This window comes from Streptomyces sp. NPDC055632 (assembly GCF_053618675.1).
Map to the genome: position 1 here is coordinate 140,933 of NZ_JBSHHY010000016.1, position 17,832 is coordinate 158,764.

Annotated in this window: 15 protein-coding genes; 9 read left to right on the plus strand and 6 right to left on the minus strand. The window is 71.2% G+C overall.

The features are described 5' to 3' along the window. The first annotated feature begins 73 nt into the window (after nt 1-73). From eccB to ACWGSR_RS21620, 7 genes are all read left to right on the plus strand, one after another. Nucleotides 74-1,618: a type VII secretion protein EccB gene (gene eccB / locus ACWGSR_RS21590; RefSeq protein WP_376241906.1), complete on the plus strand. Its 1,545-nt coding sequence runs from the start codon at nt 74-76 to the stop codon at nt 1,616-1,618. Nucleotides 1,619-1,630: 12 nt separating this feature from the next. Then, a complete protein-coding gene (gene mycP / locus ACWGSR_RS21595; protein WP_453568232.1) occupies nt 1,631-2,887 on the plus strand; it encodes a type VII secretion-associated serine protease mycosin in 1,257 nt (418 codons plus the stop codon). 87 nt (nt 2,888-2,974) lie between these two features. Then, nucleotides 2,975-3,433 carry a hypothetical protein gene (locus tag ACWGSR_RS21600; RefSeq protein WP_376241902.1) on the plus strand — a complete coding sequence of 153 codons (459 nt, stop codon included), beginning with the start codon at nt 2,975-2,977 and terminating at the stop codon, nt 3,431-3,433. A gap of 22 nt (nt 3,434-3,455) precedes the next feature. Beyond that, nucleotides 3,456-4,898 carry a hypothetical protein gene (locus tag ACWGSR_RS21605; RefSeq protein ID WP_453568234.1) on the plus strand — a complete coding sequence of 481 codons (1,443 nt, stop codon included), beginning with the start codon at nt 3,456-3,458 and terminating at the stop codon, nt 4,896-4,898. A 13-nt stretch (nt 4,899-4,911) separates the two neighbouring features. Next, on the plus strand, nt 4,912-6,168 hold the full coding sequence (locus ACWGSR_RS21610; protein ID WP_453568236.1) for a S8 family serine peptidase: 1,257 nt from the start codon (nt 4,912-4,914) through the stop codon (nt 6,166-6,168). A 31-nt stretch (nt 6,169-6,199) separates the two neighbouring features. Beyond that, the gene (locus ACWGSR_RS21615; protein ID WP_366372296.1) at nt 6,200-6,532 is read left to right on the plus strand and encodes a hypothetical protein; all 333 of its coding nucleotides are present in this window, start codon (nt 6,200-6,202) and stop codon (nt 6,530-6,532) included. A 14-nt stretch (nt 6,533-6,546) separates the two neighbouring features. Then, a complete protein-coding gene (locus ACWGSR_RS21620) occupies nt 6,547-6,855 on the plus strand; it encodes a WXG100 family type VII secretion target (RefSeq protein ID WP_376241895.1) in 309 nt (102 codons plus the stop codon). Between the two features lie 85 nt (nt 6,856-6,940). Here the strand turns inward: ACWGSR_RS21620 and ACWGSR_RS21625 are convergent, their stop codons facing one another. The 6 genes from ACWGSR_RS21625 to eccCa all read right to left on the minus strand — a co-directional run bounded on the left by ACWGSR_RS21625 (nt 6,941) and on the right by eccCa (nt 15,350). Next, the gene (locus ACWGSR_RS21625) at nt 6,941-7,174 is read right to left on the minus strand and encodes a DUF397 domain-containing protein (protein WP_125661844.1); all 234 of its coding nucleotides are present in this window, start codon (nt 7,172-7,174) and stop codon (nt 6,941-6,943) included. A gap of 97 nt (nt 7,175-7,271) precedes the next feature. After that, a complete protein-coding gene (locus ACWGSR_RS21630; RefSeq protein WP_453568239.1) occupies nt 7,272-7,928 on the minus strand; it encodes a hypothetical protein in 657 nt (218 codons plus the stop codon). Next, complete coding sequence (locus ACWGSR_RS21635; RefSeq protein WP_453568241.1) at nt 7,928-8,560, minus strand: hypothetical protein; 633 nt, start codon at nt 8,558-8,560, stop codon at nt 7,928-7,930. The genes ACWGSR_RS21630 and ACWGSR_RS21635 overlap by 1 nt, the downstream gene beginning before the upstream one ends. Nucleotides 8,561-8,582: 22 nt before the next feature. Further along, a complete protein-coding gene (locus tag ACWGSR_RS21640) occupies nt 8,583-10,745 on the minus strand; it encodes a hypothetical protein (protein ID WP_453568243.1) in 2,163 nt (720 codons plus the stop codon). A gap of 11 nt (nt 10,746-10,756) precedes the next feature. Next, complete coding sequence (locus tag ACWGSR_RS21645) at nt 10,757-11,185, minus strand: hypothetical protein (protein WP_376241887.1); 429 nt, start codon at nt 11,183-11,185, stop codon at nt 10,757-10,759. Nucleotides 11,186-11,399: 214 nt separating this feature from the next. Then, a complete protein-coding gene (gene eccCa, locus ACWGSR_RS21650) occupies nt 11,400-15,350 on the minus strand; it encodes a type VII secretion protein EccCa (protein WP_376241885.1) in 3,951 nt (1,316 codons plus the stop codon). 184 nt (nt 15,351-15,534) lie between these two features. On the opposite strand from eccCa, the gene eccD reads away from it, so the two are divergent. Further along, nucleotides 15,535-17,010 carry a type VII secretion integral membrane protein EccD gene (eccD, locus tag ACWGSR_RS21655; protein ID WP_376241883.1) on the plus strand — a complete coding sequence of 492 codons (1,476 nt, stop codon included), beginning with the start codon at nt 15,535-15,537 and terminating at the stop codon, nt 17,008-17,010. 254 nt (nt 17,011-17,264) lie between these two features. Next, a complete protein-coding gene (gene rpsO, locus ACWGSR_RS21660) occupies nt 17,265-17,555 on the plus strand; it encodes a 30S ribosomal protein S15 (protein ID WP_015036567.1) in 291 nt (96 codons plus the stop codon). The last annotated feature ends 277 nt before the right edge of the window (nt 17,556-17,832 follow it).

Consider the following 17,832-nt stretch of genomic DNA (forward strand, 5'->3'; position numbering starts at 1 on the left):
CGACGGCCGGGGCCCGGGTGCCATCACCCCGGTCGCCCCGCGAGAAGATCGCGCCTGACGAGAATGGGGACTCATGGCATCGCGGCGGGACGAGCTCAACGCGTACACCTTTGCGAAGAAGCGCACGGTGGCGGCATTCCTCCAACCCTCTCCCTCCGGTACGGAGGAGGGGGCGCCGAGGCCGCTGCGCGCGGTCCTCCCCGGAGTGATCGTCGCCGCGCTGGTCGTCGCCGGGTTCGGCGCCTGGGGCATGTTCAAGCCCACCGCCCCCAAGGGCTGGGACGACCCCGGCACCCGCGTGATCGTCGGCAAGCAGTCGACGACCCGGTACGTCGTCCTGGAGACCGGCAAGGGCAAGGGCAGGAAGACCCTGCTCCACCCCGTCCTCAACCTCGCCTCCGCCCGGCTCCTGCTCGCTCCCGACAAGTTCCAGGTCATCCAGGTCGAGGACAAGAAGCTCGACGAGGGCAAGCCGCCGCGCGGCCCGATCCTCGGCATCCCCTACGCCCCCGACCGGCTGCCCACGGCGGACGACGCGGGGAAGGCCAAGCGGTGGGCCGTCTGCGAGCAGCCCGGCGGCGGCAAGGGCGCCGGGGTCCAGAAGGCGACCTTCCTCTTCGCCGAGCGCGACCTCAAGCGGACCGAGGGCGCCGAACGCCTCAAGGACGGGCAGGTCCTGTACGTCAAGGGCCAGAAGGGGAACACCCAGTTCCTCATCGACCACACCGGCACCAAGTACCCCGTGAAGGCCGATTCCACCGGCCTCCTCACCGCCCTCGTCGGCCTCGGCAAGGACCCGCAGCCCGTCACCGACGACTGGCTCGCCACCCTGAAGACCGGCGACGAGATCGACTTCCCGCGCCTCGACGGGCGGGTCGGGGAGTCCGCGGGCATACCCGGCAACACCCTGACCGGCACCGAGAACCGCATCGGCATGGTCCTCCTCGCCCAGACCGGCTCCGGCCCCCAGCACTACGTCGTGCTCGCCGGGAAGGTCCAGCCCGTCACCCCCTTCACCGCCTGGCTCCTCATCAACTCCCCGCAGACCGGCGTCCTCGACATGGACGGCCGGGCGACCACCGTCGACGCCTCCTCCGTCGACCCGGACCCCACCCCCTTCCACGACGGCGTCCGCTGGCCCCGCCTGAAGTCCGCCCAGGTCAACGCCGCCTCCGGCTCCGGCGCCCGCGACACCGTCTGCAGCGTCCTCACCCACGTCGACGAGAAGGGCGGGACGACCCTCACCACCTGGGCCGGCCGCGACTACCCCGCCGACATCACCGCCGGCGGCACCAGCACCTACGTCACGCCCGGCACCGGCCTCCTCTACACCCAGATCCAGGGCCGGCAGAAGGCGCCCGACGGCTCCCTCTTCCTCGTCACCGACACCGGCCTGCGGTACGCCGTCCAGGCCAACGGCGACTCCGACTCCGGCCGTTCCGAGATCGGCGCGGGGGAGCAGAAGCAGAGCGACGGGCGCCCGGAACCCAGCGACGCCCAGAAGCGTCTCGGCTACGAGAAGGTCACTCCGGTCCTCGTGCCGATGGAGTGGTCCGAGTTCCTCTCGAAGGGCCCGCGCCTCGACACCAACAGCGCGCGCCAGCCGCAGGGTTCCTAGGGGGTGGCACCGGTGACGACCACGCACCGCACGGCGGCCCTGCTCACCGCCGGCACCCTCGCCCTCCTCCTGGCGGCCCCCGCGGCCGCCGCCGCGCCCCCGCAGGACGGGCCCACCCTCGACGGCGGCGGCGAGTGCACCTTCCCCATGAAGAAGCAGATCGAGGGCACCCCCTGGCCGCTCCAGCGGGTCCTGCTCGACGAACTGTGGCAGGACACCAAGGGCAAGGGCGTCCGGATCGCCGTCATCGACACCGGGGTCGACGACGTCAACCCGCAGCTCCGCACCGCCGTCGACGCCAAGGCGGGCAAGGACTACCTCAAGCCCGACAAGAAGAACCCGAGCTCCGGCGACGAGAAGCGCGGCAAGACGGACGGCACCGTCGACGAGGTCGGCCACGGGACCAAGGTCGCCGGGATCATCGCCGCCCGTCCCCGCAAGGGCACCGGCTTCGTCGGGCTCGCCCCCGAGGCGACGATCATCCCGATCCGGCAGAACGACGAGAAGAACAGCGGCAAGACCGACACGATGGCCGAGGCCATCGACTGGGCCGTCGCGAAGAAGGCCCACGTCATCAACATCTCGCAGGACACCACCCAGGCCCTCTCGCCGGAATCCACCCTGGCCAGGGCCGTCGCGAACGCGATATCCAAGGGCGTCGTCGTCGTCGCCTCGGCGGGCAACGACGGCATGGACGGCGCCCTCAAGAACACCTATCCGGCCGCCTTCCCCGGCGTCCTCGCCGTCGCCTCCTCGGACCGCAACAACGAGCGCGCCGCCTTCTCCCAGTCCGGGACCTTCGTGGGCGTCGCCGCCCCCGGCGTCGACATCGTCTCCACCGTCCCCGGCGGCGGCCAGTGCGTCGACAACGGCACCAGCTTCTCCGCCCCGTACGTCGCCGGCGTCGCCGCCCTGCTCCGCGCCAAGTACCCGAAGTGGACCCCGGCCCAGGTCGTCGCCCGCATCGAGCAGACCGCCGTCCGCTCCGTCAACGGACACGACAACCACGTCGGTTGGGGCGTGGTGGACCCCGTACGGGCCCTCGCCGACCTCCCCGGGACGCCGCCGTCCTCGCCCACGCCCGACCCGGGCCCGCCCAAGCCGCCGGCCCCCGAGCCGGCCCGCCTGGCGCTGTCGGAGACGCCCCAGGAGCGCTCCGAACGGCTCGCCACCTACGCGTTGGGGATCGGCGGCGTCCTGGTGGCCGTGGTGGCCGGAACCGCCACCGTCATCCGTGACAGCCGCCGCCGCAAGGGGGTACACCCTTGACGGGTCCTTCGAACGGGACTTTGCAGTTGGAACTGTCGTACCAAGTAGCTAGAGTGGCCGTTGTTCTTGCGGGACGGGGGAGTTGACGTGGCTGGGCCGGACGGGAACGGCAAGAAGGACCTGGAAGTCGGAGAGGTGACGCTCCAGACATTCCAGACGCGCATGCAGAAACTGCTCGACGATCTGAAGGGCTCGCCCGCCGAGCACAAGAAGATCGGTGAGCAGAAGATCACACCGGACGCGTACGGCACGGGTTTCGCCGCCGCGACCGAACTGCACGGGGCGTACGACAAGGTGCGCACGCGGCTCGAAGAGCTGACGAAGATCTTCGGCGAGACGATCGAGGCGATGGGCATCAACGCCCAGATCGCCGACAAGGGTTACTCGGGCGTGGACGAGGAGGAGCGGCGTCGCTTCGCCGCGATCCAGAAGCACGTCGGGGACGACCACAAGAAGAACTACGGCACCGAGGGCCAGGGCGCGCCCAAGCCCGAGCAGCCGACCACACCGACGCACGGGACCGCCGACACCGGCGGATTCAGCTGACGCTACGGGGGAGGAACACACGATGTCAGGAGAGTTCGAGGGGAAGTCCCTGGACGCCCTGTACGCGATGATCGCGGCGGCCAAGCCCGAGGAGCTGTCGGGCAGCGGCACCGCCCTCGCGGCCGCGGTGCCCAAGATCCTCGCCATCGCCTCCGACCTGCGGCACTACATCAGCCGTGTGGAGTGGGAGGGCGAGGGCGGCGACGCGTTCCGCAAGTGGGGCGCGGGCATGGTCTCCGAGACCCTGGTCCTCGGCGACTTCACCAAGGTCGTATCCGACGAGATGAAGCGCGCCGGCCAGGCCCTCACCGAGGCGAAGGCCGCCGTGCCGAAGCCGGCGGGCATGTGCTTCGCGGACCCGGAGAAGGAGAAGGCCCGCCTGGAGGCCGAGAAGGGCCCGAAGCTCCAGGAGGCGATCCAGCAGCTCCAGCGCCTGTCGTCGTACTACGACACGACGCGGGACCGGCTGGCGGCGGAGCGGCAGCCGGAGTTCAAGCCGCTGAACGGCTCCCTCGACCTCGGTGAGAAGGCGTACGGTCCCGGAGGCGGTACGGGATCCTCCGGTATGGCCTCGGGCACGGGTACGGGCTCCGCCCCGGCCGGCCACTCGTCGTCCCTGCGGTCCGCCGAGCCGGGCACCGGCGGCACCGACCGGATCACGCCGCTGTCCCCGCCGACGACACCGACCTCGCCGACGACACCGACGCCGACGACGCCACCGACCACGCCACCGACCACGCCGACCCTGCCCACTCCGCCGGTCGCGCCGCCGGACAGGGCGGTGGACACCAACCTCGACTCGGTGACCGTCGCGCCGGAGGCGCCGACCCGGCCCACGGCACAGCCCCCGGTCGTGCAGCCCCCGACGACGAGCGGACCGGGGCCCGTGCTCCCGCCTCTCGCTCCGCCCCTCGTCCCGCAGACCGGGCCCCAGGGCGGTCAGCACTTCGGGCGCCCGGTCGTCCCGGGCCCGACCGCGACGGGTCCGGTCGGCCGTGCCCCCGGCCTCACGGGCCCCAGCCCGCTGGGCCCCGGTCCCCGGACCGAGGGCATCACCGGCGGCCGACAGGTCCCCGGGCGTCCCGTGGCCGGCCAGCAGATGGGGCGGATGCCCATGGGCACGGTCATCGGCGAGGAGCGCGGCGCCTCCCCGTACGGTCGCGGTGCCGCGGGCATGCACGGCCCCGGCGCGGGGATGCACGGCGGTACTCCCGTCGGCGCGCCCGGTGCGGCGGGCCGACGACTGGCGACCCAGCCGGGCGGAACCGTGGGGTCCGCCGCCGCGTCCACCACGGGTGGGCGCGCCTTCACCCCCGGTGGTACGGGACTCGTCCGCCCTCCGGCCTCGACCGGACCGGGCGAGGAGGAGCGTCGCGAGACGCGCAACCGTCCCGACTACCTGTCCGAGGACGAGGAGACGTGGACCTCGGGACAGCGCCGGATCGTCCCGCCCGTCATCGACTAGGAGCCCTTCCCTGATGTCCCTCCCCACCCGGGCCGTTCGCAGCCGAGCGGTCGGCCTGCTCGGCGCCCTGACCGCCGTCGTCGCGACGTGGACCGTCGCGGCGCCGGCGGCGCAGGCGGACGACATGCGGTCGCGCCAGTGGTACCTGGACGCGATGAAGGCGGACGAGCTGTGGAAGGTGTCGACGGGCAAGGGCGTTACGGTCGCCGTACTCGACAACGGCGTCGACTCGTCCATGGCCGAGCTGCGCGGCAAGGTGCTTCCGGGGCGCGACTTCTACGACGACAAAGGGAAGAACGGCCTGACGAACGGCGAGGACACGAGCCCTCACGGCACGAATATGGCCCTCGCCATCGCGGGCACCGGGGCGAACGGCGGCGTCAAGGGAATCGCCCCGGATGCCAAGATCCTCTCCCTGAAGGTCGCCGATGCTGTCGGGTCATACGACCTGGTGGGCTATGCGAGCCGGGCAATTCGGTACGCGGCCGACAACGGTGCCCGGGTGATCAATATCTCGATGGGCGGTGTCGAGTTCGAAGAGGGCATCCCCAAGTGGCAGGCGGCAGTGGATTACGCCCTGTCGAAGAACGTCCTGATCTTCGCGGCGTCCGGTAACGACGGGGAGGACGGGGTGTCCTATCCGGCGGCGACTCCTGGTGTCGTCGCCGTCGGAGCCCTCGACACCAAGGGAAAGATCGCCAAGTTCTCCAACTACGGCCCCCACCTCGCCCTTGCCGCCCCCGGCGTCGATGCGCCGGGCCGCTGTTCCAAGAACAAGTCCGAGTACTGCGCCTTCGAGGGCACCAGCCACGCCTCCGCCATCGCCTCCGGCGCCGCCGCCCTCATCTGGTCCGCCCACCCCGACTGGACCGCCAACCAGGTCCTCCGGGTCATGCTGGAGACCGCCGGGCACAACGGTCCCGTCCCCAGCAAGTACATCGGCTACGGCTCCGTGCGCCCCGCCCAGGTGCTCCTGGAGGGCAAGGGGAACCCCGGCGACCCGGACGTCAACCCGCTGCTCGCCGCGCGGGCGAGCAAGTCCCCCGCCCCATCCGCATCGCAGACTTCCCCCTCTCCTGACAACACGGGGGCAAGCGGCACGAGCCCGACCACGGGCCCCGGGACACCCGCGAAGGCCGGGTCGGCCACCGGGTCCGAGGAGAGCGGTCTCCCGCTCTGGGCCGTCGCCGCGAGCGCCGTCGCCGTCGTCGCCGTCCTGGGCGCCGTCGTGACGGTGGTAGTACGCAGGAGAGCGTCGACAGACGCATGAGCAAGGTCATCTCACCAACCGAGGAGCACGAATGAGCACTCCCGCCGGCGGGTTCGGACTCGCAGACGACCCGGTCGTCAAGGCCAAGAACAAGATCACGGAGACCGGTGAGGCGGTCTCCAAGCAGGCGCGTGAGCTCGCCAACATCCTGGAGACGTGCAGCGCCGGCTGGACCGGTGTCGGCGCGGTGGGCTTCAAGCAGGCCCAGACGCTCCTCAACGAGGACCACGACACCATCCGCCGTCTGCTGAACGTGCTGCTCAACGCCGTCGGCGAGACGAAGAACCTCAGCAACGCGAACGACGACGAGGTCCGTGCCGCGTTCGCCGCCGCCAACAACAGCTCCGCGCTCAACAACCTCTAAGAAAAGGGGACGAAATGTCTGTCGACAGCGCCGGCACCCGGGTACGGTACGAGAGCGTCCAGGAGATGGCGAACCGCATCCGCGCGGTCTCGCAGAACATCATCAAGGACATCCAGGAGATGGACACCGCGCTCAGGGTCGTCACCGACACCTGGGACGGTGACGCGCACCGCGAGTACGAGATCCTCCAGGGCAAGTACAAGAAGCGCGCCGAGGACATGAAGGAGCGGCTGGAGAAGGTCGCCAAGATCGTCGAGCAGGGCAAGGACAGCTACCGCTCCACCGACGTGAAGGCCTCCCGCCTCTTCACCGAGTCGTACTGAACCGCGTTCGCGCGGCGGTCCCCCGGGGACGCGCGAAGGGCCCGCTCCCTCGGGGGGAGCGGGCCCTTCCGCGTTCTCGTACGCCCTACCGCAGGTCGAACTCCCCGTCCTTGGCGCCCAGGACGAAGGCGTCCCACTCGGCCTTGGTGTACCGCAGCACGGTGTCGTGGTCGAGGGAGGAACGCATCGCGATGGCGCCGCCCGGCAGGTGGGCGATCTCCACGCGCTCCTCGTCGGGGCTCGTGCCGGGGGCTCCCTGCCACTCGACACCGCTGATGTCGAGCGCGTACAGCTCGTCCTTCTCCTGCTGGGTGCCCATCTGGCTCTGCTCCTTCGTGCGGTGGGAAAGGTGGAACGGTGCAGCGGGTTCCATCATGGACGCCCGGCGGACGCGCTGTCAGACGGAACCGGGGGATTCACTTCGCCTGCGAGGCGAAGGCCCGCGCGAGTGCGAGGACCTGCCCGCGCTCCAGCGAGGTCTTCCCGGAGTCGCCGACGGTCAGGACCAGGGCGACGTCCCCCTTGCCGCCGGAGTCGAGCCGGACCGTCACCACGTTCCCGCCCTCGCTCTGCACGGCCTCCCCGGGCTTCGCCTCGGCCCCCTTGACGGTGTACGCCTTGAGCGCGGAGAGGTCCATGCCGCCGGCGGCCTGGATGACGGGCGCCTGGAGGTACACGGCGCTCCCCTCGCCGGTGCTGCCGGTGTGGAGTTCCAGGTCCTCCCCGCCCAGGTGGTACGCGCAGCTGACGAGCGCGCCCGGCTTGCCGGCCCAGACCGACTGCGGGTCCGTCGTCCGCCCGCCCTCGGCGGTGGCGACGGGCTCACCGGCCTCGGCGCCGGCCGCCCCCGCCTCCATGCCCCGGTCCAGCTTCGCGGCCTCGGCCGCCGCGCCGGCGTCGTAGGGCAGCGGGCACGTGTCGGCCCCGTCCTTGCCGACCTTCTCAGCGGCCTCGATCACCCGGTCCACGCTCAGGGCCCCTCCGGCCTCCGACCCGCCGCTCCCGCAGCCGGCCAGGACGAGGAGGAGGACGGCGCCCGCCGCGCTCCGGACGATGTTCTTCACGTGGATCATCAGGAGGCGCTTCCGTTGAGGGGCTTCACGACGGGGTCCTTCTCCAGCGGCTCGTTCTCACAGCCGAGGAGTTCCGTGGCCTCGCGCGTCATGAGGTAGAGGAAGGAGAGCTCACTCGCCTCCCTCTGCCGGTCCACGTTCCTGCCGCGGTCCACCGTGAGTGCGGCGTCGGCGCGGAGAACGGCCTTGCGCGACGGCCCGCTCAGCTCGCCTCCCAGCTCGCACGGTGCGAAGAGCTCGGCAGCCAGCTGGCCCGCCGACCCCGTGGCACCGCTCACGTCGTAGACCTTGCCGCCCTCCGCACGCTCCTTCCCGGGCTGGTCGGCGGGAGACCACGCGAAGCCGAGAACCACGTGGTTCTCGCTGCCGTCGGGCACGAACTTGCACACGAAGGAGGGCGAGGTCGAGTTCGGGCCGCCGCTCCATTCCTTCAGGTCCTTCTTGAACCGCTCGGCGAAGCGGCCGTCCGGCGTGATGGCTTCGGCCGTGAAGTCGTCGGTCCCGAGGACTTCGCGCAGGGACTTCCCCGCGGCGGAGTCCGCCGCCGGACCGCACAACCCCTCGATCTGCGAGCCGGAGTCCCCGGAGGAGCAGGCGGTGGCGGTCAGCGCCACCACCGCCGCCACGGTCACACAGGAGAGGACCCGGGCGCGCTCAGTTGCCCAGGTGCGCCGCCGCGCCGCCGCGGCCGTCCTCGTAGGCGCCGTTCGCGGTGTCCTTCGCCGAACCGTACGCGGCATTGTTGAGGTTTCCTTCCTGCGTCTGCCAGGCGTTGTACAGACTGTTCAAGCCGTCCTTGCCCTTGGAGTAGTTCTCGCTCGAGTCCTTCTTGCCCTGCTCCTCCGCGGCGTCGGTGACGTCCTGGACCCATTCGAACTTGGCGGTGTCGACGATGGCGCCGGCGGCTGAGCCGGCGATGGGGATCTCGCCGACGACGCTGTTGACGCCGTTCCCCGCGTACTCCGCGGTCGACTCGGCCCACTTGACCTTGTCGTCCTCCTTGTCGATGTAGATGTCCGCGCCGATCCCGTTGAGGGCGCCCACCGCCAGGCCGACACCGCGCGACCGGTGGTCCCACTCGGCGCTCTGCCCGTGCTGGGCATCACCCTCGAACGGGGGAGCCTCGGCGAGCTGCTTGGCGGAGTAGGCGAGTTCGGACTCGTAGATCAGCGCGAAGGACTCGCTGTCGTCGCCGATGCCGCGCATGACACGGACGAGGCTGCCCTGACCGACCGCGATGTGGGAGTTGTCCCCTGAGCCGTGGATCGAGTCCTTGCCGGCACTGCCGCCGTAGTTCGCGTCCTCGCCGCCCAGGATCACGTGGGTGTCGGCCACGTAGTCGGCCAAGGCGTGCGCCATGGGCTTCTGGATGTTCTTGAGCTCGTCGGGCAGCTCGTCGCCGTTCATCTCGGAGTCGAGGTACTTGATCGCGCTGTGCATGACCCGCGCCTGCCCCTCGCCGTGCGCTCCGATCGGGCCCGGCTTCTCGCCCGGCTCGTGTCCCGTCGCCGCCGCCTGGATGGCGTTGCCGAGGCCCGTCGCCTTGAAGGGGTCGTCCATCTCCATGGGCGCCGAGTAGAGGGTGTTCATCACGGGGTCCGGCCACTTCCGGTCCGTGAGGAGGAACTTCAGGTGCTCGTTCTCGTTCCCGGGGGCCTTGGGGTCGAGGAAGTACTCCGCGTCCTTGGGATCCTTGCTCATGATGTTGAGCAGCCCGTCCAGCGGGTCGTGGACGATGTTCGGCCGCTGGCCGTCGAAGAAGTGCAGCCAGATGTTCGGCTTCTCCTTCTCGGCCCTGATCATGTCGCCGCCGATCTCGTTCAGGAACTCCTTGCCGTACGCCTTGGGGTCTCCCTGGTTCATCAGCGTGACGAGCATCTGGTAGCCGTTGGTCGGGCTGACGTTGCTCGCGAGGTTCTCCGTGCCGAGCTTCTTGAGCCCGTCCACGAACGGCCGGTACGCGTAACCGTTCGGGTCCTTCGTGCCGGAGGCGATCGTGTCCGCGAGGCCGGCGTTGATCGAGTTGTAGAGCTTCTTCTCGGCGTCCGAGATGCCCCGCTCGTTCGACGCCAGGTTCATCTGGTCCGCGATCTTCAGCGCGTCCTTCGCGCCGAGGCCGTCGAGATAGGCCTCGCTGAAGTGCTTGTCCTTCGAGTTCTGTTCGAGGACCCGGCGGTACTGCTCCAGCTCCTCCTTCGACGCCTTGCCCTCGCGCACCTTCTCCGACAGCGCCAGCGCCTCGACGGCCTCGACGTCGCCGACCGGCTTCGCGTTGAAGCCCAGGGGCGCGGTGCCGTCCGCGCCGGAGGCGTTGAGCAGGGCGGTCTTGACGTCCGCGTCGAACTCCGTGACCGCCTTGACCGCGTCGTTGATCTTGCTCGTGTACGACATCTCCACGTTCCGCAGGTCAGGATCGTGGCGGATGGTGTTGGCCTCCTGGGGGCTGACCTTGCTGAAGTCGTAGCTGGCGTTCCCGTACTCGGAGACCTTCATGCCGGCGGCCACCGCCTCGTCGACCGCCGCCTTCACCCGGCCCTTGAGTTCGGTGAACGTGCTGTGCGCGTCCCGGAGGAGCGACTCCATGGCGCGCGCCTCCCGCTGCGCCGAGTCGAGCTCCTTGCGGGTGACGGCGAAGTTGGTCGCGCCGACCTGCTGAGCCTGGCCGGTCCACAGCGGGCCGCCCGTGGCGACGCTCTGGACCTCCTTCTCGTACATGTTCTCGACCTTCTCGAACTTCTCCGCCATGCTCTTCCAGCCGTCGGCAGCGGTGTTCAGCTTGCCGAGATCGGTCTCCATGATCTCCTGGTACGTCGGCATTGCGATTCCCCCTAGAGTCCCGAGACCTTGGACTGCGCCGGGGCGAAGCTGTACCCCGTCACGATGTCGTTGTTGCTGAAAAGCGTCGACGCGCCCCGCAGCGCGCCCTTCTCCGAGTCCAGCCGCGCCATCAGGCGCTTCACCTGGCCGTCCCAGTGGTCGTGCGCCTTCTTCAGGCCGGTCGCCGTGTCCCAGCCCTTGAACTCGGCGACGGCGCCGTTGGTGCCCTCGTCACCGGCGTCCGCGGCCGCCTTCACGTCCGGCTGGATGTGGTTCTCGATGGTGTTGGCGGCCGCCTTCTTCTTGGCGGGCGTCGTCGCCAGGTCCGACTGGCCCCCGCCTCCGCCGGGGTCGGCGGGCACCTGGTTCAGCCGCGTGCTCGACGACTGTTGCTCCATGGCGACGGTCTTGTGCTGGGTCCACTCGTCGTCGAACGACACGGTTTCCTCCTTGGTCGAGCCTCGGCCGGGCCGGGGTGATGCTCTCAGTTTTGAGGTGCGCACGCCCAATCGCGGCCGTGCGGACGTGAAGACCGCCGAACGGTTCCGATCAGTTCCGGGCCGCCTCCACGGATTGCGTACGGGCGGGGCCGGGGCGGCGGGGAGGAGGCCTCGCCCCAGGACGTGTCCGGCCCCGCCACCCGGCCGCGCCCGGTCACAGCTGCGGCAGCCGTCCCGTCTGCACCAGCGACGCCCCGCCCCGCCGGCCCACGAAGTAGCCGCGGCCCGGCGGCATCGGGCGAGGGCGGACCGCACCGAGCAGGTCGCCCTCCGCCGGGTCGCCCGACAGGACGACGCCCTGCGCGCCCAGCTCCTTGATGCGCTGCATGAAGGACTCGTACATCGAGCGGGAGGCGCCCGCGCTGTTGCGCGCGATGATGAACCGCACGCCCGTGTCCCGGGCGAAGGGCAGGTACTCCGCGAGCGGCGCCAGCGGGTTGCCCGCGCTCGTCGCCACCAGGTCGTAGTCGTCGACGACGATGAAGACCTGCGGACCCGACCACCAGCTCCGGTCCCGCAGCTGCTGCGGCGTCACGTCCTGCGGCGGCTGGCGGCGCGCGAACACGCCCGACAGCGCCTCCATGTGCATCTGCATCGAGCTCGCCATCGGCGCGTACTCCAGGAGGTGCTCCTCCGGCAGGCTGCCGAGCAGCGCCCGCCGGTAGTCGCCCACGACGAGCTTCGCCTCGTCCGGGGAGTACCGCTGGGCGATCTGCTGGACGATCAGCCGCAGCAGGTTCGTCTTGCCGGACTCGCTCTCGCCGAAGATCAGGAAGAACGGATCCGTCTCGAAGTTGACGAAGACCGGTTCCAGACGGGTCTCGTCGATGCCGATCGCGACGCCGTGCTGCGGGAACTCGAAGCCCTTCGGCAGCCGGTCGGCCGACAGCTTGTGCGGAAGCAGCCGGACCGGCGGCGCCGGCGGACCCTGCCAGCCGGTCCGCACGGCCTCGACGAAGGACGCCGTGCCCACCGCCAGGTCGTCGTTCGCGCTCGACCCGTCGATCCGCGGCAGCGCCCCCATGAAGTGCAGCTTCTCCGGCACCTGGCCGCGCCCCGGCACCCCGGTCGGCACGTTCGCCGCGACCTTCCGGTCGAACTCCGAGTCCATGACGTCACCGAGCCGCAGTTCGAGCCGGCCCAGCATCTGGTCCTTGAGCGCCGCCCGCACCTCCATGTAGCGGGAGGCCGTGACCACCACGTGGATGCCGTAGCCGAGGCCGCGCGCGGCCAGGTCGGAGACGGTGCCCTCCAGGCCCTCGTACTCGTTGCGGAAACCGCCCCAGCCGTCCACCACCAGGAAGACGTCGCCCCAGGCCTCGCCCGGCAGCTCGCCCGCGGCCCGCTTGCGCCGGTAGGTCGCGATCGAGTCGATGGAGTGCGCGCGGAAGAACTCCTCGCGCCGGTTCAGCACCCCCATCACCTCCGCGACCGTCCGCCGCACCCGCTCCGGATCGAGCCGGGACGCGACCCCGCCGACGTGCGGCAGGTCCGCCAGCGACACCAGACCGCCGCCGCCGAAGTCCAGGCAGTAGAACTGCACCTCGGCCGGGGTGTGGGTGAGCGCGAACGACGAGATCAGCGTCCGCAGCATCGTCGACTTGCCGGACTGCGGGCCGCCGACCACCATCATGTGACCGGCCGCGCCCGAGAAGTCCCGGTACAGCACCTCGCGCCGCTGCTCGAACGGCTTGTCGATGAGCCCGAGCGGCACCGTGAGCGCGCCCTGACGCGTGTACTCCGTCGCCGTGAAGCCCCGCTCCGCCGTCCGCGCCAGCCCCGGCAGGAGCTGGTCGAGCGAGGGCGCCTGGTCGAGCGGCGGCAGCCACACCTGGTGCGCCGGCACCCCCTGCCCCTCCAGGCGCCGCACGATCACGTCGAGGACCGTGTCCGCCAGGGCGTCGTCCTCCTCCGCGCGCCGCTCCGCCAGGTACGCCGGGTCCGGCGCCGCGTACACCACCGGCACCGGCGACGCCGTGAACAGCGCGGGCCGCCGCTCCACCGGAAGCTGCCCCACCTCCAGGCGCGGCCCGCTCGTCCGGTACGTCCCCGACACGTACGCCGCCTTGAAGCGGGTCATCTCGTCCGTACCGAACTTCAGGTAGCCGGAGCCGGGCACCGACGGCAGGTGGTAGGCGTCCGGCACGCCGATCGCCGTCCGCGACTCCGCCGCCGAGAAGGTCCGCAGACCGATCCGGTACGAGAGGTACGTGTCCAGGCCGCGCAGCTTGCCCTCCTCCAGGCGCTGCGAGGCCAGCAGCAGGTGCACGCCCAGCGAACGCCCGATCCGGCCGATCTGGATGAACATGTCGATGAAGTCCGGCTTGGCGGTGAGGAGTTCGGAGAACTCGTCGATCACCAGGACCAGCGACGCCAGCGGCTCCAGCGGGGCGCCCGCCGCCCGCGCCTTCTCGTAGTCGTGGATGTTGGCGTAGTTGCCCGCCGAGCGCAGCAGCTCCTGGCGCCGCTGGAGCTCGCCGCGGATCGCGTCGCCCATGCGGTCCACCAGCGTCAGGTCGTCCGCCAGGTTGGTGATGACCGCCGCCACGTGCGGCATCTGCGACATGCCCGCGAAGGTCGCGCCGCCCTTGAAGTCCGCGAGGACGAAGTTCAGCGTCTCCGAGGAGTGCGTCACCGCCAGACCGAGGACCAGCGTCCGCAGCAGCTCCGACTTGCCGGAACCGGTCGCGCCCACGCACAGGCCGTGCGGGCCCATGCCCTCCTGCGCGGCCTCCTTCAGGTCCAGCATGACCGGCTGGCCGTCCTCGCCGACGCCGATCGGCACCCGCAGCCGCTCGGCCACCGACCGGGGCCGCCAGGTCCTGGCCACGTCCACCGAGCCCGCGTCCCCCAGGTTCAGCAGGTCGGTGAAGTCCAGATTGGCGAGCAGCGGCTCGTCGTCGCCCCCGCTGCCCATCCGCAGCGGCGCGAGCTGCCGGGCCAGCGCCTCGGCCGCCGGCAGGGACATGCCGTCCGGCAGCCCCTCGTACGCGAAGCCGCCACCCGATTCGAGCCGCAGCCGGCCCGGCCGCACCACCACCGACAGGCCGCCGCGCGGCTCGTCGAGCTCGCCGGACACCACTTCCACGATCGTCACGCCCTGGAGGCCCTCGGCCGCCGCGAGCAGCGAGTCCGGCGGCACCATGCCGCCGTCCAGGACCACCACCACGTGCGGCTGGTCCAGCACCGGCTGGCTCTCCCGCGAGAACCGCGGCCGCCCGTCCAGCCGGGAGCGCACCAACTGCTCCAGCTCACCGAGGTCGTCGCCGAACAGGCGCTTCGTACCGGCCCCGTCGACCTGCCCCGGCACCTGCGCGTGCGGCAGCCACTTCGTCCAGTCCCAGCGCTCCTGCGCCGACCGCGCCGCCACCACGGCCAGCATCAGGTCGTCGGGGGAGTGCAGCGTCACCAGCTGCGCCACCAGCGCGCGCGCCGCCGCCTGCGCCGACTCCGGCTCGCCCGACACCGTCACGTGGTAGAACGCCCGCATCGAGACCGCCATCGGCAGCCCGTCCAACGTGCCGTGCACCGCCAGGAACTGCTGCATCGCCCCCGCGCACAGCGGCTCCAGCTCGTCCACCGGCGCCGTCTCCGGCGCCACGAGCGGCGTCGCCAACTGCTGTGCGCCCAGGCCTATTCGGGCCTGCCCGAAGTCGTGGTCGCCGACCCGCCGCTCCCACACCCGCGAACCCTCGGCCACCACCGACCACAACTGCTCGGGGGAGGGGTGCAGATACAGCTGCGCGTCCCGCTGCCTGCGCGCCGTGCGCCGGACCGTGCGCCGCGTCTGCGCGAGGTATTTGAGGTAGTCACGGCGGACATCGGCCATTTGCCCCTGCGTACCGCGCCGGAACCGGACGACCTGGGCGATGGCCATGCCGACCGTCGACGCCAGCATCAGCACGCCCATGATCCGCATGATCGGCGACGGCGTCATGAAGAAGAAGACCACCGACGAACCCATGCCGAGCATCGGGAGCAACTGCATCAGCGCCGACTCCTGCTGCCCCCGCGGAAGTTCCGGCGGAGACTCCAGGACCAGTTCCTCACCGGGCACTTCCGGAGGAAGGGACCTCGGCGGGCGTTTGACGACGATCTGGCTCACCGGCGCATCAATCCCTCGTTGGAGGCGGGCTCGTGGCGGGAGCATCCGCGCCGGCACCCCGGTCGGCAGCCGGGCGCGCGGACTTCCCCCATGGGACGGCGATCCTACTTGCAGCCCCCGCCGGTGCTCCCCGGTAGGGTGGCGCGCGCATCGTGCGCAACCGCGAATCAGGGGGTCCACACACGTGAGTACGACCGCAGCGACCGGCTTCTGCCGCGTCACCGTCGTGGCGCCGGACAGCCGCATCGACGTCGCGCTCCCCGAGGACATCGCCGTCGCCGACGTCTACCCGGAGATCCTGCGCCTCACCGGACAGACCCAGGCCGCGGGCACCCCCACCGGCTACCACCTGGTCCGCCGCGACGGATCCGTCCTGGACGGCGCCCGCACCCTCGTCGCCCAGCAGGTCCTCGACGGCGAGGTGCTCTCCCTCCGCCCCTTCGCCCAGTCCCTGCCGCCGGCCGTCTACGACGACGTCTCCGACGCCGTCGCCTCCGCCGTCACCCGCGACCGGCACCTGTGGGGCGACGAGCTGCTGCGCGGCGCCGGACTCCTCGGCGGCGTGCTGCTCCTCGTCCTCATGGGCTTCGTCCTCTGGTACGCCGACCCGGTCCGCCACGACATGCACGGCCTCCCCGGGATCATCGCGGGCGCCGCCGGCCTCCTCCTCACCGCCTTCGCCGGCGTCCGCGCCCGCGTCTACCGCGACCGGCCGACCGCCGTCGCCCTCGGCCTCGGCGCCCTGCCGCTGCTGCTCATAGCCGGCTCCGGGATCATCGGCCCCGACGCCGGCCAGGGCCCCGGCCGCCTCCAGTTCCTGCTCGGCTGCGTCACCGTCCTCGTCGCCTCCGTGGCCCTCGTCGCGCTCACCCCCAGCGGGGACGCCCCCTTCGTCGCCGCCACCTTCCTCGCCGCCGTCGGTACCCTCGCCACCTTCGTCGCGATCCTCACCGAGTCGACCGCCACCGAGACCGCCGCCGTCTGCGCCCCCGTCGCCATCGGGCTCGTCGCCTTCCTGCCCGGCCTCTCCGCCCGCTTCGCCCGGCTCCCCATCGGCTACGCCGCCCCGCGCAGCGCCGCCGACGACGAGTTCCTCGGCGAGCCGCAGCGGTCCGGCGAGGAGGGCCGGGCCGTCGACGGCGAGCGCATCGCGCTCCAGGCCCGCCGCGGCCACGAGATGCTCCTCGGCCTGGTCGGCGGCTGCGCGGCCGTCGTCGTCGGCTCCGCCGCCGTCCTCGGCTTCGCCGGAAACGTCTGGGGCCAGCTCCTCGCCCTCGCCTCCGGCCTCGCGATGCTGCTGCGCGCCCGCCTCTTCCGCTACACCTCCCAGGTCACCTGCGTCCTGGCCGCCGGCATCGCCGCCGTCGCGCTGCTCGTCCTCGGCCTCTCCCTCAACCCGCCGGCCGACCTGGTCAAGGACCTCCTGATGTACGGGGACCGCGGCGGCCTCGACATCCGGACGATCTGGCTCACCGCAGCCGTCGCGGGCGGCGCCGCGCTCATCACCGCGATCGGCCTGATCATCCCGAAGAAGGGCCTCTCCCCCTTCTGGGGCCGCCTCCTCGACCTGGCCGAGGGCTTCGTCCTGCTCTCCCTCGTCCCGCTCTGCCTCGCCGTCCTCGACGTCTTCACCACGGTCCGCTCCCTCACCAGCAAGTAGCCGCCGGCGGGGAGGGCGGGAGAAGGCCGGGGGAGGGCGGGAGGAAGCCGGGAGGGAGGGCGGGAGAAAAGGGACCCCGGGGCGCTCCGGCGAGCTGGTACGCTGTGTGACGGCCGTTTGTGTACGCGCTCCCGGAAGCCCTCGAAGCCTCTGGAAGCTGCGCCCATCGGACCTTCGCCCGTCGAGTCACGGAAGCTTCCCCTGAGAACTGGACCAGGGGCACTCGCGGGCGCACGAACCAAGAGGAGATCCGCGTGGCTCTCGACGCCGCCGTCAAGAAGCAGATCATGGCCGAGTTCGGCACCAAGGAGGGCGACACCGGCTCCCCCGAGGTCCAGGTGGCGATGCTGTCCCGCCGCATCTCGGACCTGACCGAGCACCTCAAGCAGCACAAGCACGACCACCACTCCCGCCGTGGTCTGCTGATCCTGGTCGGCCAGCGCCGCCGCCTGCTGCAGTACCTGGCCAAGAAGGACATCCAGCGCTTCCGTACGCTGGTCGACCGCCTCGGCATCCGCCGCGGTGCGGCCGGCGGCGCCAAGTAAGACGCCGTGAAGGGAGCGGTTCCCACTGTCAGGGGGCCGCTCCCTTCGCCGTATGTGCGGTCGTACGCGATGCCGTGCGCGCCGCTGTACGTGCGCGAAGTACGCACGGACATTTAGTCTGGTAGTTACAACCCCATACGACGAGCGAGAAGCCGCCGGCCAGCCGCCGGTCCTCGGTAGTGGCCCCCGGAACCGAAACCCCGGGTGCTTCGATCGAAGACCGGCCCGCCCTTCGAGCGCGAGCTTCTCCGCCGCCGTCGCACACCGTCCCCGGCCA

Bases quoted from the DNA above. Each gene is read 5' to 3' on its own strand.
- ACWGSR_RS21640 (WP_453568243.1), bottom strand. From the start codon at position 10,745: ATGCCGACGTACCAGGAGATCATGGAGACCGATCTCGGCAAGCTGAAC.
- ACWGSR_RS21605 (WP_453568234.1), top strand. From the start codon at position 3,456: ATGTCAGGAGAGTTCGAGGGGAAGTCCCTGGACGCCCTGTACGCGATG.
- ACWGSR_RS21630 (WP_453568239.1), bottom strand. From the start codon at position 7,928: ATGATCCACGTGAAGAACATCGTCCGGAGCGCGGCGGGCGCCGTCCTC.
- ACWGSR_RS21615 (WP_366372296.1), top strand. From the start codon at position 6,200: ATGAGCACTCCCGCCGGCGGGTTCGGACTCGCAGACGACCCGGTCGTC.
- ACWGSR_RS21610 (WP_453568236.1), top strand. From the start codon at position 4,912: ATGTCCCTCCCCACCCGGGCCGTTCGCAGCCGAGCGGTCGGCCTGCTC.
- ACWGSR_RS21620 (WP_376241895.1), top strand. From the start codon at position 6,547: ATGTCTGTCGACAGCGCCGGCACCCGGGTACGGTACGAGAGCGTCCAG.
- ACWGSR_RS21625 (WP_125661844.1), bottom strand. From the start codon at position 7,174: ATGGGCACCCAGCAGGAGAAGGACGAGCTGTACGCGCTCGACATCAGC.
- eccB (WP_376241906.1), top strand. From the start codon at position 74: ATGGCATCGCGGCGGGACGAGCTCAACGCGTACACCTTTGCGAAGAAG.